At 59.0% G+C, this 16,295-nt stretch carries 14 protein-coding genes; 5 read left to right on the forward strand and 9 right to left on the reverse strand.

Going from position 1 to position 16,295, the window contains the following annotated elements; translation table 11 throughout:
• Nucleotides 1-66: 66 nt before the first annotated feature.
• A complete protein-coding gene (locus ACR0LX_RS03320; protein WP_480782550.1) occupies nt 67-1,287 on the reverse strand; it encodes an N-acetylmuramoyl-L-alanine amidase in 1,221 nt (406 codons plus the stop codon).
• Nucleotides 1,288-1,355: 68 nt separating this feature from the next.
• Complete coding sequence (locus ACR0LX_RS03325; RefSeq protein WP_480782551.1) at nt 1,356-2,519, reverse strand: pyridoxal phosphate-dependent aminotransferase; 1,164 nt, start codon at nt 2,517-2,519, stop codon at nt 1,356-1,358.
• Between ACR0LX_RS03325 and ACR0LX_RS03330 the strand changes: the two genes are divergently transcribed.
• The 3 genes from ACR0LX_RS03330 (at nt 2,518) to ACR0LX_RS03340 (ending at nt 5,418) form a co-directional block, all read left to right on the forward strand.
• Nucleotides 2,518-3,900: a M48 family metalloprotease gene (locus ACR0LX_RS03330; protein ID WP_480782552.1), complete on the forward strand. Its 1,383-nt coding sequence runs from the start codon at nt 2,518-2,520 to the stop codon at nt 3,898-3,900. The genes ACR0LX_RS03325 and ACR0LX_RS03330 overlap by 2 nt on opposite strands.
• A complete protein-coding gene (locus tag ACR0LX_RS03335) occupies nt 3,897-4,655 on the forward strand; it encodes a DsbA family protein (protein WP_480782553.1) in 759 nt (252 codons plus the stop codon). The genes ACR0LX_RS03330 and ACR0LX_RS03335 overlap by 4 nt, the downstream gene beginning before the upstream one ends.
• 412 nt (nt 4,656-5,067) lie before the next feature.
• Nucleotides 5,068-5,418 carry a hypothetical protein gene (locus ACR0LX_RS03340; RefSeq protein WP_480782554.1) on the forward strand — a complete coding sequence of 117 codons (351 nt, stop codon included), beginning with the start codon at nt 5,068-5,070 and terminating at the stop codon, nt 5,416-5,418.
• 116 nt (nt 5,419-5,534) lie between these two features.
• On the opposite strand, the gene ispG is transcribed toward ACR0LX_RS03340, so the two are convergent.
• From ispG to hemA, 3 genes are all read right to left on the reverse strand, one after another.
• On the reverse strand, nt 5,535-6,656 hold the full coding sequence (gene ispG, locus ACR0LX_RS03345; RefSeq protein WP_480782555.1) for a flavodoxin-dependent (E)-4-hydroxy-3-methylbut-2-enyl-diphosphate synthase: 1,122 nt from the start codon (nt 6,654-6,656) through the stop codon (nt 5,535-5,537).
• 70 nt (nt 6,657-6,726) lie between these two features.
• Complete coding sequence (locus tag ACR0LX_RS03350) at nt 6,727-7,941, reverse strand: helix-turn-helix domain-containing protein (RefSeq protein ID WP_480782556.1); 1,215 nt, start codon at nt 7,939-7,941, stop codon at nt 6,727-6,729.
• A 129-nt stretch (nt 7,942-8,070) separates the two neighbouring features.
• Nucleotides 8,071-9,294: a 5-aminolevulinate synthase gene (gene hemA, locus ACR0LX_RS03355; RefSeq protein ID WP_480568678.1), complete on the reverse strand. Its 1,224-nt coding sequence runs from the start codon at nt 9,292-9,294 to the stop codon at nt 8,071-8,073.
• A 323-nt stretch (nt 9,295-9,617) separates the two neighbouring features.
• On the opposite strand from hemA, the gene ACR0LX_RS03360 reads away from it, so the two are divergent.
• Nucleotides 9,618-11,003, forward strand: coding sequence for a dipeptidase (locus ACR0LX_RS03360; RefSeq protein ID WP_480782557.1), 1,386 nt, complete (start codon nt 9,618-9,620; stop codon nt 11,001-11,003).
• Nucleotides 11,004-11,130: 127 nt separating this feature from the next.
• On the opposite strand, the gene lpdA is transcribed toward ACR0LX_RS03360, so the two are convergent.
• Nucleotides 11,131-12,525, reverse strand: a complete 1,395-nt coding sequence (gene lpdA / locus ACR0LX_RS03365) for a dihydrolipoyl dehydrogenase (RefSeq protein ID WP_480782558.1) — start codon at nt 12,523-12,525, stop codon at nt 11,131-11,133.
• A 213-nt stretch (nt 12,526-12,738) separates the two neighbouring features.
• On the opposite strand from lpdA, the gene ACR0LX_RS03370 reads away from it, so the two are divergent.
• Nucleotides 12,739-13,173 carry a hypothetical protein gene (locus ACR0LX_RS03370; RefSeq protein ID WP_480782559.1) on the forward strand — a complete coding sequence of 145 codons (435 nt, stop codon included), beginning with the start codon at nt 12,739-12,741 and terminating at the stop codon, nt 13,171-13,173.
• Here ACR0LX_RS03370 and ACR0LX_RS03375 read toward each other — a convergent pair.
• The 3 genes from ACR0LX_RS03375 to queA form a co-directional block, all read right to left on the reverse strand.
• A complete protein-coding gene (locus tag ACR0LX_RS03375; RefSeq protein WP_480568667.1) occupies nt 13,170-13,748 on the reverse strand; it encodes a DUF924 family protein in 579 nt (192 codons plus the stop codon). The two genes, ACR0LX_RS03370 and ACR0LX_RS03375, sit on opposite strands and share 4 nt — an antisense overlap.
• 107 nt (nt 13,749-13,855) lie before the next feature.
• Nucleotides 13,856-15,127, reverse strand: coding sequence for an MFS transporter (locus ACR0LX_RS03380; RefSeq protein WP_480782560.1), 1,272 nt, complete (start codon nt 15,125-15,127; stop codon nt 13,856-13,858).
• 112 nt (nt 15,128-15,239) lie between these two features.
• Nucleotides 15,240-16,286 (reverse strand): tRNA preQ1(34) S-adenosylmethionine ribosyltransferase-isomerase QueA, encoded by a 1,047-nt coding sequence (queA, locus tag ACR0LX_RS03385; protein ID WP_480782635.1) that lies wholly within the window; start codon nt 16,284-16,286, stop codon nt 15,240-15,242.
• Between the last annotated feature and the right edge of the window lie 9 nt (nt 16,287-16,295).

A 16,295-nucleotide genomic window follows, 5' to 3' on the forward strand; every position in this document is an offset into this window, starting at 1 on the left:
ATATAGTGTCGCCCCCGCGCGGGGTCAAAACACGATGGCCAATAATAGCCGGTTTGCGCCGTAGGGTCACTGACCAATCAGGGATCGCTTGACCAGATCGTCCTGCCGCCAACGCTCTAACCCGTTAACGATCCCTTGCGCCATTCCAGCCCGCCATTCCGGATTCTGTAGGTTTTTCAGATCGCGCGGGCTGGACATGAACCCAAGCTCGATCAGAACCGAAGGGATATCAGCCGCTTTGAGCACCGAGAACGACGCGCTTCGCAGCGGTTTGCTGTTCATCGGCCCACCCTGCTGACCCATCCCATCGGCCAACGCCCGCGCCAGCGCATCGGTACGCGGGCGCGTTTCGCGGCGCGCCATGTCCAGCAGAATATCCGCCACCTGATCATCCGAGCCGCTCAGATCGACACCCGCGATCAGATCGCCCCGGTCGTGACGTTCGGCCAATTTCTGGCTGGCAACGTCCGATGCTTCGTCAGACAGCGTATAGACCACCGCCCCATGTGCGCGCCCTTCAGACAGCGAATCCGCATGCAGCGAAATGAAGACATCTGCTCCGGCCCTATGCGCCAATGCAATGCGCCGCTCCAGCGAGACGAAATGATCGTCAACGCGGGTCATAACCACTTCGAAACCGCCAGACCGCAGCAGCACTTCGCGCAACTCGCGCGCGAAGGTCAGCATCAGCGTCTTTTCGTTGGTTCCAGCTGCTTCGGCCCCGGGGTCGATACCACCGTGGCCGGGATCAAGCATAACGCGCACCGCCCGGGCTGCGTTCTGTCTGGGCTTGACTGGTTCGATCGAAGGCGCGGGAAGATCCCAACCCGGCTGACGCGGTGCGCCTGCGCTGGTAGCGAAGGTGCTGAAATCCGTGCCTTTGAGGTTCAGCGTCAGTTGCGCGCTTCCGCTATCTGGCTCGACGCGCAGCTCAGCTGTGTCAACGGCAAGCGGCGCGCCCAGTTCAAGAACCATCCGCGACCAGCCGGGCACATAGGCACCGTATTGCACATCGCTGATGCGGCGGCTTTGCAGGAACCCTTCCCGATCCAGTCCGGTCCAGTCAACCTCTTGAAAATCCAGCACCATTCGGTAGGGGTCTTGCAGGGTGAAAATGCGGTACGGAACCCCTTGGCTGAGTGCAAGGTCGACCCGTACGCCCGCGCGCCCCTGATCGGTGATGCGGGACTGTTCAGGCAATATGCGTGCCAGCGCGCTGAAGTTTTGCGCGAACGCAGCACTGCCCAGCGCCCAGATCAGCGCGAATGCGAAGATAATCCTGCTCATGGCCTCAAGTTTTTTTACCGAGATCGTTGTGCATGACCCTAGCGCACCCGCCGGATTTTGTGAACGCCTTAAGCCACGGTTGTGATCGCACCCCGCGCGGCCATGAAGTCCCGCAACCGGCCGAGCCCCTCTTGGATGTCAGCCGTTGAGCGCGCGTAGGAGAACCGCAGCGTTGTGTGACCGCGTTCGGGGTCAAAATCCAGCCCCGGGGTGACCGCAACACCGGCCTTGTCCAGAATCTCGGCAGCAAAGGCGCGGCTGTCATCCGTCAGATCCGACACGTCGGCATAAACGTAAAAGGCACCATCTGGTGGTGCGATGTTCATAAAACCCGCTTGCGGAAGCCCTTGCAGCATCAGTGTCCGGTTCGCCCGGTAGACGTCCAGATTGGCCTGCAACTCGTCCTCGCACTCCATCGCCGCCAGCGCTGCGACCTGACTGGCGTGAGGGGCGCAAATGAACATGTTCTGCGCGATACGTTCAACGACGCGCACTTGTTCCTCGGGTACGACCATCCAGCCAACTCGCCAACCGGTCATCGAGAAATACTTGGAGAACGAGTTGATCACATAGCACTCATCCGTCAGCTCCAGCGCTGTGACGGCTTTGGCCTCGTATTCCAGCCCGTGATAAATCTCGTCGCTGATGAAGGATGCGCCCTGCCCGCGCGCCGCCTCGATCAGCGCGCTCATGGCGGCGCGGTCCAGCATTGTCCCGGTCGGATTCGCCGGAGATGCCACCATCAGGCCCTGCAAATCCAGTCCGGCGATATCCTGTGCCACTGGCTGCAACCGGTTCTCTGGCGCGGTGGGAAGGTTCACCGGCACCAGCCCCAGCGCCTTTAGAATCTGGCGGTAAGATGGATACCCGGGCGCGCCGATGCCAACACGGTCACCGCTGTCAAAAAGCGCCGTGAAGGCCAACAGGAAGCCGCCCGACGAACCGGGTGTGATCACCACACGCTCGGGGTTCAGGTCGACGTCGTACCAGTCGCCGTAAAGCTGCGCGATCCGTCGGCGCAGCGCAGGCAGACCAAGCGCGACGGTATAGCCCAAGGGTCCCTGCTCCATCGCCTTTGCCAGAGCCTCGGTCGCGGCTTTCGGGGCGCCTGTTCCGGGCTGGCCGACCTCCATGTGGATGATGTGGCGTCCGGCCTCTTCTGCTTTGCGCGCGGCCTCCATCACGTCCATCACGATAAAGGGATCGACCCCGGACCGGGTTGAGTTTCTCATGGCCTTCTCCCATGTTGCAGCCATGGCTTTTGAACGCGTATCCAGGCTGGCGTCAATCCCGGCCCTGTTGTTGGTGGCAATGACATGGATCGCAGGCGCGTTGCAGGCCGATGCAAAAGGTCTGATCCGCGACCCCGATATCGAACGCGGCCTGCGCGAGCTGGCCTTTCCGGTGCTGCGCGCCGCCGGGTTGAACACCAATCGAGTGCGGATTTTCGTTGTCAACGACGCCACCTTCAACGCCTTTGTCATCGACTATAACGCGATTTACCTGAATTACGGCCTGATCCTGTCGGTTGACAGCCCCGAGATGTTGCAGGCGGTGATCGCGCACGAGGCCGCCCACATCGCCAACGGCCACCTGGCACGCCGGGTTGAAAATCTGCGCGCCGCCCAGCGCAACGCGCAATTTGGCACCGCATTGGCGCTGATCGTCGGTCTGGCGGGGGGTGGAGAGGCCGCGGCAGGGATCGCCGCCGGAACATCCTCATCCGCGCTGCGCAGTTTCCTGGGCCATACCCGTGCGGAAGAAGCGGCAGCCGACCGCAGCGCCGCCAGCTATCTGCGATGGGCCGACATCTCACCTAGTGGTATGGTCACGCTGCATCGCAAGTTTGCCGGGCAGGAGTTGCTGAGCGAGGTTAATCAGGACCCCTACATGCGCTCGCACCCAACCAGCCGCGAACGCCTGCGCGCTGCCGAGGCCTTTCTGGATGAATTCGGCGATCAGGCGAAGCGAAACCCAAATGCCGATTACTGGTTTGCCCGTGTCAAAGGCAAACTGTCCGCCTTTCTGCGCGCGCCCGGCTGGACCTTGCGCCGGGCCGCCGAAGAAGACCATCGCGATATCCGCCTGATGCGTGAGGCATCGGCACATCATCAAAACCGCAGTCTTGGGCAAGCCCGTGCCGCCATCAACGCCGCGCTTGAGATGCGCCCGGACGACCCGTACTATTACGAGTTAAAAGGCCAAATATTGCTGGAAAACAGACAGGTATCTGAATCTGTTAAAGCGTATCGATCGGCAAACGAGATGGCACCGTACGACTCGCTGATCCTGGCCGGGTATGGGCGCGCACTGCTGGCGGATGGGCAGACGAAAAAGGCGCTGGAAATCCTTGAGAAAGCCCGCGCCAGAGATTACCGAAACCTCAGACTGATGCGCGATCTGGGTGTTGCTTACGCTCAGGTCGGAAATAACGGCATGGCCTCGGCCGTGACCGCAGAACGATATGCTTTGCAGGGCCGGTTGGCCGATGCGGGCATCCATGCAAAACGCGCAATCGGGCAGTTGCCCGAGGGGTCTCCGGGTTGGCAAAGGGCGCAGGATGTGCTGATTGCTGCGGAGCGCGCACAGAAAAAGAAAAGGAGACGGAAATGATCCTCAGACATGCTGCACCCGCCCTTCTGGGGCTTTCCCTGATCACCGGTCCCGCACAGGCGCTGGACCTGAATGCGATGACCGACGCCGAAAAGGCCGAGTTTGGCGCGCAGGTCCGCGAATACCTGCTGGAAAACCCCGAGGTGATCATCGAGGCGATCAACATTCTGGAAGAGCGCAACGCAGCAGCCGAGGCCGAGGCCGACAAGCAGTTGGTGGCCGACAATCTGGAAGAGCTGATCAATGATGGCTACAGCTGGGTCGGCGGTAATCCAGATGGCGACATCACTCTGGTCGAGTTCATGGACTACCGTTGCGGCTATTGTCGCCGCGCCGTGCCCGAAGTGGCGAGCCTGTTAGAGTCCGACGGCAACATCCGGCTGGTGATCAAGGAACTGCCGATTCTGGGCGACGCTTCGGTCCAGTCCTCACGCTTTGCGGTGGCCACCAAGCAGGTCGCGGGCGACGACGCCTATAAACAGGTCCACGACGCATTGCTGGAATTCAGCGGTGAGCCAAACGAGGTTACCCTGCGCCGCATCTCGGACGGTCTGGGGCTGGACAGTGACGCCATCATCGCCGCGATGGAGACCGATGAGGTCACCGAAGAGATCAACAGAACCCGCGCATTGGCGCGCGCGCTGAACATCTCGGGCACTCCATCCTTTGTTTTGGGCACCGAAATGCTGCGCGGCTTCCTGCCTGCCGACCAGATGCAGCAGATTGCAAACAGCGTCCGCGCAGAACAGGGTTGAGCGCAAGGGGCGGATTAGCAGCTTCAACACATAACACTTTGGGTTCAAAGAACTTTGGACCCAAAGTGTCTCTTTCAATAAATTCGGATACAAAGTGATTTCAACAGCGAAGAAATTTACACCAGTGAACAAAACTATAACCTGCGCAATACTCCTCGGGCTTTTATCGCAACTGTCCTGCACTGAATCTGCACCCAACAATAACCAAGTTACTTCCAAGCGGTACTTGACCACATTTGGCCCCAGCGTGGTTCAGAAACACTCCAACCAACCGCTGGCTCCACGCGTAAGCGAAGCATTCAGCCGTGCTGTTAATCGCGGAGACGGTGCATTCGGGGCGTTTTACATCCGACCGGACGGCGGCAGCTGGGCAACAGTGACGGGTCGGTTTTCCGAAGTCGACGCAAAGCGAATGGCAAAGATCGACTGCGATATCGTGTCCGGTGAAGACTGCATCCTGTACGCCACCTTTGGCCCCAGAGATAAGCCTACTGAGCATTCGATCCCCAACAATCACAAGAGTGTTTTGGCAACCGCAAAGAGCGACACTGCCCCTGGCAATTTTCTGGCGGTCGCAAGCAACCCAGCTGGCTATGCAGGGTTTGGTGTCAATTACGCCACTCAAGCAGAGGCAAAAAACAGCGCGATGAAGGCTTGCACTGAGACTACCCAAACAGCGCTGGCAAACGAAGAAGCGCGATTTAGATCGGCTTATAAGGCCGCCGGCTTGTTAGAGTGCAAGGTGTTTGGCGTTTATCGCTAATCAAGCTTTGCCAGACTGCCATCCCAACCGGCGTTGCTATTGAAGAGGCCAAAGAAGATCGAGTCTACGTCGCACCTGCCGTTGGATTCAGATCTTCAGGTTTGCTTGATGCACCGCTACTCTGCTGCCTCGGCGGCCGCATCCAGCTCGGCGGCCTTTTTCTCGACCTCTTCCACGATATGGTCGATCATCTGGTCGTTGGACATCTTGTGGCTGGCCTTGCCCGCCAGATAGACCATACCGGAACCGGCACCTCCGCCAGTAAAACCCACATCGGTCATCAGAGCCTCTCCGGGACCGTTCACGACGCAACCGATGATTGAAAGGCTCATAGGAGTTTTGATGTGCTCAAGCCGATGCTCCAGCGCCTCGACCGTCTTGATGACGTCAAACCCCTGTCGGGCGCAAGACGGGCAAGAGATGATGTTCACGCCACGGTGGCGCAGGCCCAGTGATTTGAGGATTTCAAAGCCCACTTTAACCTCTTCCACCGGATCGGCGGACAGGCTTACACGGATCGTATCGCCGATGCCCATCCACAGCAAATTGCCAAGCCCGATGGCAGATTTGATGGTGCCCGAAACCAAGCCTCCAGCCTCGGTGATGCCCAGATGGATCGGAGCGTCCGTCGCCTCGGCAATGCCCTGATAAGCGGCGGCGGACAGGAAGACGTCGCTGGCCTTCACACTGATCTTGAATTCGTGGAAATCGTTGTCTTGCAGGATACGGATATGTTCCAGCCCGCTTTCGACCATCGCCTCGGGGCATGGTTCGCCATATTTCTCAAGCAGGTGCTTTTCCAGAGAACCCGCGTTCACCCCGATACGGATCGAGCAATTGTGGTCGCGCGCAGCCTTGATGACCTCTTTCACCCGCTTTTCGTCGCCGATATTGCCGGGATTGATCCTCAAACAAGCAGCCCCGGCTTCGGCGGCTTCAATTCCGCGTTTGTAGTGAAAATGGATGTCCGCAACGATCGGCACCGGGCTTTCGCGCACAATCTCTTTCAGCGCTTTCGACGATGCCTCATCCGGGACCGAGACCCGCACGATGTCGGCCCCTGCCTCGGCGGCTGCCTGAACCTGCGTCACGGTTGCGGCCACATCGGTCGTCAATGTGTTGGTCATGGTCTGCACGGCAATCGGCGCGTCGCCACCCACCGGCACGTTCCCCACCATGATCTGACGGGACTTGCGGCGATAAATGTCGCGCCACGGGCGCACGTGATTGAGGGACATGAGGGCGGGTCCGGGATAGCCTGCGTTGCGCTTTAGATAGTCCGACGACCAACGCTTCGCAATGGTCAGATCACTCGGCAGGCTCTTCTGCTGCCTGTGTCCGAAGCTCGGCCACCAGCTGTTTGAGCGCACTGTTCTGTTCGGCCTCAAGGTCGGCGACCTCATACCGTTCGGCAACCGCGTCCTTGGACAGCACGACGCCCTTGGCAACCGTCCCCGGAGCGCCGGCCGGGCCAAAATGCTGTCCGTTCATCGAGAAGAACACCGAGCCCGAGGCACCCGCACGCAGTTGCGGCGGCTCTTCCGTCAGAGGTACTTCGAACACGTTGCCCTGCTCGACCGTCCCCAGAGTGCCTTCGAATATGACGCTGCCATCTGCTGATGTCACCCGCATCCAGGCGGGATCCACGGCCACGATCTTCAGTGTCGTATCAACCTGTTCCACCACCTGCGGCAAGGCGGGGCGTTCCACCGTATGCACCTCGGCCACTTCGATCTGCGGCGGTTCCGGGGCGCGGAACGTACCAACCGAACGCGGATCAAGGGTCGAGATCGGCGCATCCCGCGCGACCAGAACCGGCACATCCAGCGCTTGCGGACGGTAGAGGCGATCCAATGCTTCGGCGTTTGGTGCGTCGACGCTGGCAATTTCGGTCGTATCCGCCTGCGTGCGCGCAGCTTCGAGCGGGTCGAGATCGGTCAGCACGACCGGAGCTTGTTCAACCGGACTGACCTGAACTTGCTGGATGCGGTTCAGAACCGACCAGCCGCCATAGCCAATACCGCCGATCACCGCCAGCAGCACAAGCGACGACCCGATGGCGCGCGGCTCGATCTGGCTGACGAAGGATTGCTTGCCCGGGATATACGGCGTGTTCGGTGAAATGAACGGATCGCGGCCCATCGGACCGCGCGCGGGCAGATCGCCCGGCGACTTGCGCACCACGGATGCCTGAGCCGACATACCATGAGCAACCTCGAACCCGCTTTCTTGGCAGAAGGTGGTAAACGTCTCGTCCGGGTTCATGCCCAGATAGCGCGCATAGGAACGCACATACCCGGCGATGAAGCCGGGCGTGTCAAAAGCGTCAGGGTCCGCGTTTTCGATGGCAGCGATGTAGTTGGCCTTGATGCGCAGTTCGCGCTGTACGTCCAATAGCGATTTGCCCATTGTGGCGCGTTCGCCGCGCATGACATCGCCAAGCCGTACTTCGTAGTCGTCAAACCCTTTTGGTCTGACGTCAGTATCCTCTTCGGAATCGCGCTGTGATCTGCGCCCAATCATTCCTGCTGCCCCATTCTGCCTTTTGCGTGTTACACGCCAGCGGCGAATCATCCCCACAACGATTCGTCCACTTCTTTTGTTAGCGTAAGCTTAACACGCGTCAAACGTAATGCACACTTTGGCGTTAGGTTATCCGGCAAGTTCGGCGCGATTTAGCGCACAATGTGACCAAAGTTCGTCCATTGCGTGGATCAGGCGGTTCATCTCGCCCGGCCCATGCACCGGCGACGGGGTAAAGCGCAGGCGTTCCGTACCACGCGGCACGGTCGGGAAGTTGATCGGTTGCACATAGATTCCATAGTCATCCAGCAACCGGTCGCTGAGGATTTTGGTATGCACCGGATTGCCGACGATCACGGGCACAATATGGCTGCCGTGATCGATCAGCGGCAGGCCCATTCCTTTCAACCGCAGCTTGAGTACCTTGGCTTGCGCTTGATGCTGCTCGCGCAGCTCAGACGCGCCTTTGAGGTACGCAACCGACGCCGCCGCACCAGCCGCAACCGCAGGGGGCAGAGAGGTCGTAAAGATGAAACCCGGCGCATAGGACCGCACCGCATCACACATTTTCTCGCTGGCCGCGATATAGCCGCCCATGACGCCAAAGGCCTTGGCCAAGGTACCGTTGATGATGTCGATACGATGCGCCAGACGATCCCGCTCGGTCACGCCGCCGCCACGTGGGCCATACATGCCCACGGCATGGACTTCGTCGATATAGGTCAGCGCGCCGAATTCATCGGCCAGATCGCAGATCTCTTCAATCGGACCGAAATCGCCGTCCATCGAATAGACTGATTCAAAGGCGATCAGCTTTGGGGCTTTGGGGTCGTCAGCCTCAAGCAGCTCGCGCAGATGCGCGACGTCATTGTGGCGGAAGATGCGCTTGGCCCCGCCATTGCGGCGCACGCCCTCGATCATCGAGGCATGGTTCAGCGCATCGGAATAGATGATCAGGCCGGGGAACAGTTTCGGCAGCGTCGAAAGCGTCGCATCATTGGCGATGTAGGCGCTGGTGAACAGCAAAGCAGCTTCCTTGCCGTGCAGATCAGCCAGTTCAGCCTCGAGCCGCTTGTGGTAAACCGTGGTGCCCGAGATGTTGCGCGTACCGCCGGAACCGGCACCGGCGGCATCAACCGCCTCGTGCATCGCATTCAGAACAACCGGGTGCTGGCCCATGCCCAGATAGTCATTGCCACACCAAACGGTGATATTCTGCTGCGACCCGTCCGGGCAGGTGCGCACCGCATGCGGGAAATGACCGTTGCGGCGTTCGATATCAATGAAGGTCCGGTACCGTCCTTCGTCGTGCAGCCTGGCAATCGCAGTATCGAGCTGAGCAGTATAGTCCACCGAATTCTCCTTTTGCGCCCGGCTTTGCGTTTCCGCCACCGGACCCGTTCTTCCCCGGATGACATCCCCCGAGGTTTTGCGTCCCTTTGATACCATGACTAATGGCGATTTCAGAGTCGCAGCATTGATTTGCATCAATTATCCCCGATCCGTCCTCCCGACAAGTAAAGTTACGCCCCTAAGACGCGAGGAAACGACGCAGGCAGATGCAATCGCAAAGCCAGTTTCCGTGAGTATACCCGATTTTCGCGCGGATATGCACTGGACGGCGCGGCGCGCGCTGCTAGGCTCGCCCCGATTTTACGACCATCCAGGAGAATCCCATGTCGCTTGACGCCGTTCTCAGCAGGATCGACACCGACCTGTCCACCTCCATCGACCGGTTGATGGAGTTTCTGCGTATTCCCTCGATCTCGACCGACCCGGCCTTTCAGGAACAGGTCAATCAGGCGGCAGATTGGCTGGTTGCCGACCTGCAAAGCATCGGCATCGCAGCAGAAAAACGCGAAACCACCGGGCACCCCATGGTCGTCGGTCACGTTGGCGAAGACAGCGACGGGCCTCATGTCCTGTTCTACGGCCACTATGATGTGCAACCCGTCGACCCGTTGGAATTGTGGACCCGCGACCCGTTCGATCCGGCGCTGGAAGAGACCGAGAACGGACAGGTCATTCGCGGTCGCGGATCGTCGGACGACAAGGGCCAACTGATGACCTTTGTCGAGGCCTGCCGGGCATGGAAATCCGTTCACGGCACCCTGCCCTGCCGCATCACTTTCTTCTTCGAAGGCGAAGAGGAATCAGGCTCGCCGTCGCTGGTGCCTTTCCTCGAAGCCAACAAAGACGAGTTGAAGGCTGATCTGGCGCTTGTGTGTGACACGTCGATGGTCTCGCGCGGCGTGCCGTCGATTGCCTCGCAACTGCGGGGGATGCTCAAAGATGAGTTCACCATTATCGGCCCTCGCATCGACCTCCATTCCGGCCATTACGGTGGTCCTGGCCTGAACCCGCTGCGTGAATTGTCGAAAATTGTCGCCTCTTTCTATGATGACGACTCCGGTCGCATCGCCGTCGACGGATTTTACGAAGGAGTACACGAGGTTCCTGCGGAACAACTGCGCCAGTGGGAGAACTGCGGCTTTGACGAGGCTGAATACCTGAACTCGGTCGGATACACGCAACCACACGGGGAAAAGGGCTATTCCACACTGGAACAGCAATGGGCGCGCCCGACGTTGGAGGTCAACGGCCTTTGGGGGGGCTATAACGGCGCCGGATCGAAAACAGTGATCCCGTCCGAAGCGCATTGCAAGATCACCTGCCGACTGGTCGGCGACATGGATCCAGACGCGCTGCGCGACAAAATCCGCAAACACGTTGAAGATCGTTTGCCAACGGATGCAAAAGTTGTCTGGGACAATGACCTTGAAGGGTCACCCGCATCCGTCATGAACCTCGACCGCCCCGAGTTCGAAGCCGCGCGCGGCGCCTTGTCTGATGAATGGAGCCGCGAGGCCGTCTTTACCGGAATGGGCGGATCAATTCCGGTGGTTGGCTATTTCGACAGCGTCCTGGGACTGGATTCGATGCTGGTCGGTTACGCCAATGACGATGACGCGATCCATTCGCCCAACGAAAAATATGATGTGAAAAGCTTCCACAAAGGCATCCGGTCCTGGGCGCGCATTTTGGACGCTTTGACCAAATAGGACTTTTTACAAGGCGCTGCCTCATGCTCAGGGGAATTCGGCCAGATGAAGTAAGGATCCCCTACTTCATCTGGCCGAATATCTCAGGTGAGTTGCGGTTAGCCGCGGCGGCGCAACACCCCTTAACTTACATATGAATTACGCGCCCATAGGCGTCCAAGACGCTTTCATGCATCATCTCGGACAGGGTCGGATGCGGGAAGACGGTGTTCATCAGATCTTCTTCGGTGGTCTCCAACTGGCGGCCAACGACATAGCCCTGGATCAACTCGGTCACTTCCGCACCAATCATGTGTGCGCCCAGCAATTCTCCGGTCTTGGCGTCAAAGACTGTCTTGATCAGACCCTCGGGCTCACCCAATGCGATGGCCTTGCCGTTCCCGATGAATGGAAAGCGACCGACCTTGATATCATAGCCAAGCTCTTTCGCCTTGGCTTCGGAATACCCAACTGAAGCCACCTGCGGCTGGCAATAGGTACAACCGGCGATGCTTTCGGGTTTCACCGGGTGGGTGTGCTTTCCAGCGATCAGTTCGGCGACCATAACGCCTTCGTGGCTGGCCTTATGCGCCAGCCAGGGCGCGCCTGCTATATCGCCGATGGCATAGAGCCCATCGACCCCGGTGCGGCAGAATTCGTCGGTGACAACATGGGTGCGGTCGATTTTGACGCCCAATGCTTCGAGCCCGAGGTCTTCGACATTGCCGACAATCCCGACCGCCGAAATCACGGTGTCGAAATCATGCTTTTCGACTTTGCCCTTGACCTCGATATGCGCAGTGACCTTGCCTTTGGCGCGATCCAGCTGCTTGACCATCGCTTTTTCCATGATGGTCATGCCTTGTTTGGTAAAGGCTTTCTTGGCAAAGGCGCTGATCTCGGCGTCTTCGACCGGCAGCACACGATCCATCACCTCGACCACGGTCGTATCGGCCCCAAGCGTGTTGTAGAAGCTGGCGAATTCGATGCCGATCGCGCCCGAGCCGATGACCAGCAATTTCTTGGGCATCCGCGGCGGTTGCAACGCGTGCTTGTAAGTCCAGACCAGATCGCCGTCAGCTTCGAGACCCGGCAATTCGCGGGCACGGGCGCCGGTGGCAAGAACGATATTCTTGGCCGTCAGCTCCTCGGTGCCTTTGTCCGTTTTCACGCTGACCTTGCCCTTGGCTGGCAGCGTCGCCGCGCCCATGAAAACCGTTACTTTGTTTTTCTTCAGCAGATGGCCGATACCGCCGGATAGCTGCGCAGCAACCCCACGCGAGCGTTTGACGACCGCATCCAGATCATACCCAACCTTGTCCGCTTTCAGTCCGAAATCCTTGGCGCGCTCCATCAAGTGGAACACTTCGGACGAGCGCAGCAGTGCCTTGGTCGGGATGCAGCCCCAGTTCAGGCAGATCCCGCCCAGGTGCTCACGCTCGACCACGGCGGTCTTGAGACCCAGTTGCGCGGCGCGGATGGCGGCGACATAGCCTCCGGGGCCTGCCCCGATAACGATCAGATCAAAGGATTGTGCAGCCATGTGTACCTCTCGGCGCGGGTCGGTTGAAAACTAGTTTACCATTAAACTATTTTTTACAGGGCATCAATCGTCGCGTCCGCGACAAATGTGACGCAGGGTAATTTCAGCGCGATCGCGCCGGTTTCAGCCTATACCGGCATGAAAGCTGACGCTAGATAAAGAGAAACCCTGCCCTCTAAATTACCAATCAGATTGAATGTCGAAGGTTTTATCATGGCTAAAACGCTCAAGGACCTATTGCTCGCCCTCTTAAACGCAACACTGATCCTGCTGGCCTTGTGCCTGTTTCTGGGCTGGAAGCTGGTCCAATCAGCGCAAACCGTGCGCGAAGGATTCGCCGAGAGCCTGCAGGTGGTTGCACCTCTGCGTGAAGAAGCGCAGGGCATTCGTGGTGAATTGGCAGGGCTGCGCAGCGATCTGGCCGCGATCCGGGATCAGGGGGGTGCGATTGATTCCGCCGCCCGCGCCAAACTGAACGGGACGCTAAATCGGCTGAACGACATTGAGACCAAGCTGGAAAATGCACAGACCCGGCTTGCGGGACTGGCCGAGAATCCCGAAGACCTGATCAACCACGCAGTCACGACATCAGCCGAAGCTATTACCGATCAGGTCTTGATTATCCGGGGATGCGCGCCGTCGTCCTAACCGGCGGCCTGCAAGGCCCGCACAGTCGAACCGTAACCACCAGCACTGACATAGGCCGCTTCATGAGGCGTCATTGGCCGTTCCAGCGCTTCGTTCCGATAGGGGAAGCGACCGAACTGGCGGATCACCTCGCGATGCGCCCGTGCGTGCAGAAGGTTACTGTCGCGGTTTTCTGGCATCCGCTCGCACATCAAACGCACACAGCGTTCCTGATCGCACAGGTTTTCCGAATGCATCAACGGCAGGTAAAAGAATTGCCGGGCGGGCTCATCAATCTTCATGTCCCAGCTTTTGTCGATGGCACATTTCGCTGCCGACAACGCGGCGCGATCTGTTGAGAAGGCGCGCTTGCTGCCTCGGAACATGTTGCGGGGAAACTGATCCATCAGGATGATGTAGGCCAGCGAACCACTGGGATAAGTCAGCCACAGCGAAAACCGCCCGTCGCATGCAGCAGCCCATGTTTCCAGAAACCTGTCACGGATAGTGGCATCAAGCGTTTCATCCTGATCGTACCAACCGTCGGGGCCAATCTCATCCAACCAAAAACTCAATACTTCTTCGGGACCAACCATGCCCTGAACTCCGTTTGTGCCCTCCCCAGGGACGTAAGGTCATATAAGGACGTTTTACAGAAGTGTTACAGTAACATATTGCAACACCGACGTCACATTTCCTGAGCTTAAGCGGGTTCTTGCCCGTCCGAGTCGTCCTGTGCGGCCTCGATGACTACCTCCTGCGCCACTTCAAGCGCAACGGGCGAGGCGGTTGGATAGATCGGCGCAATGGAACCGGTCTCGTCAACCGGGACATAAGCGCGCTGTGTCATCCGGAATGCGGCATAGGCCACTGTCACGAACAGCAGGGCGGCGATGAACAGGAAAAAGCCCTGCGGCCCGAACACACCCTCGCCCATAAGCCAGCCGGTTATCAGCGGGCCCGCGATCGCTCCAAGGCCGTTGATGAATACCAGCCCGCCCGAGGCGGCAGCCATGTCGTCATATTCAAGGTAGTCGTTGGTATAGGCGATCAGCAGAGAATAAAGCGGGTTCGACATCCCCCCAATGCAGAAGGCCGAGGTCAGAAGAACCGGAAAGGTTACTCCGAATATCATACCCACGATTGCGGCGCTCCCGCCGATCGCTGCAACCACAAGGATCAGCAACCGGCGGTCCATCCGGTCAGATAACCAACCCAGCGGGTACTGCAGAACCAAGGCACCGACATAAAAGGCGGCGACAAAAGTCGAGATCTCGACCAGCGACAGGCCCGCATGCGCGCCATAAACGGCCGCCATTGCGAATTGCGCGGAAAAGACGCCGCCCAGCAGGAACATACCCACGCATCCCAGCGGAGAGGTATTGTATAGTTGCCGCAAAGACATTGGCTTCGTTGTGTCGAAGGCCGGAGTTGGGGAAATCGACAACAGGATCGGCGCGAATGAGATGGAAACAAGGATCGAGGCGATCACAAAGGTCTCGTACCCGGCCGGATCGCCGACCAGCATCAACGCCTGCGCGCTGACGACTCCGGTCATCTGCACGATCATATAGAGCGACAGCGCCTGACCGCGGTTTTCATTGCTGGCGGCGTTGTTCAGCCAGCTTTCCGCCGTCACATACACACCCGAAAAGCAGAACCCGATCAGCACACGCCCAAGGGCCCAGGCGATTGGATCGGTCAGCAGGGGGTACATGATCATGACGGCCGAAATGAATGACGCCAGCGCGGCGAAGACCCGCACATGGCCGACCCGCCGGATCATTTCCGGCGCAAGCCGTGAACCACCCAAGAATCCCAGAAAGTAAGCGGACATGACAAAGGACATCTGCAGGGTCGAAAACGACTCGATCTCACCCCTGACGCCCAGCAGCGTGCCCTGCAACCCGTTGCCCACCATCAACAGGCCCATCCCAAGCAAAAGCGCCCATGCGCTTGAAATCACCTGAAGCATCAAAGGCCCCCTTTGCAGTCACCCGAGTGTTTTGCCGCTTGGTGCGATCAAATATCGCCCCGGTCGCGCCTGTCTACGACATTGTGTCGAATTGATCCGAAATTTCTGCCGATCACGGAATCAGTAATGATGCATCTCCGTATGAGAAGAACCGGTATTTCTGTGCGATCGCATGGTCATACACCGCCTTGACCCGATCCTGCCCCATCAGGGCCGACACCAGCATCAGCAGCGTGGATTTCGGCAGGTGAAAATTGGTCATCAGCGCATCGGTTACATGAAATTCGAAACCTGGATAGATGAAGATATCGGTCTCACCTTCCCAATCCTGAATCTCACCACTGCGCGCTGCGCTTTCGATCAGTCTAAGCGCGGTCGTTCCCACCGGTATGACCCGCCCTCCGGCGGCTTTGGTGGCCCTGATCTCGGCAGCGGCCTGTTCGCTGACCTGCCCCCACTCGGCATGCATCTTGTGCGTGGTCACGTCCTCGACCTTGACAGGCAAAAAGGTTCCAGCACCGACATGCAGCGTCACATGGCTGGTTTCGACACCCTTTGCAGCCAGCGCCTGCAACAATTGCTGATCAAAATGCAGCGAAGCGGTGGGGGCCGCGACCGCGCCCGAGTTACGGGCCCAAACGGTCTGATAGTCCGTCTTGTCCTGCGCATCAGCCGGACGTTTGGCGGCGATATAAGGCGGTAGCGGCATCGACCCAGCCTTATCGAGCGCGCGGTCGAAGTCTTCGCCCTTGAGGTTGAACCGCAGAAAGGCATGGCCACCTTCGACCCGCTCAAGCCGGGCGGACAGGGTGTCGGAAAACACAATCTCTTCGCCTGGCTTAACCTTTTTCAACGGCTTTATCAGCGCCGACCATCCGCCATCGGCCTGCGGGTCCAGCAATGTGGCCTCGATCGCGGCAGAGACCGGGCCTTGCGCAGAATTGCGGTGCCGCCTTCCGTTGAGACGTGCGGGGATCACCTTCGTGTCGTTCAGAACCAGACGGTCGCCGGGGCGTAGCCAATCCGGCAGATCAAAAACCCGCTGATCATGCAGCAAGTCACCCTGCGCCACCAACATGCGCGCGGACGAGCGCGGATGCGCGGGTCGCGTTGCGATCCGGTCTTCGGGCAGGTCAAAGTCAAAATCACTCAGTTTCATGGCCGCGCC

It is taken from the genome of Ruegeria sp. CH11 (assembly GCF_056537105.1).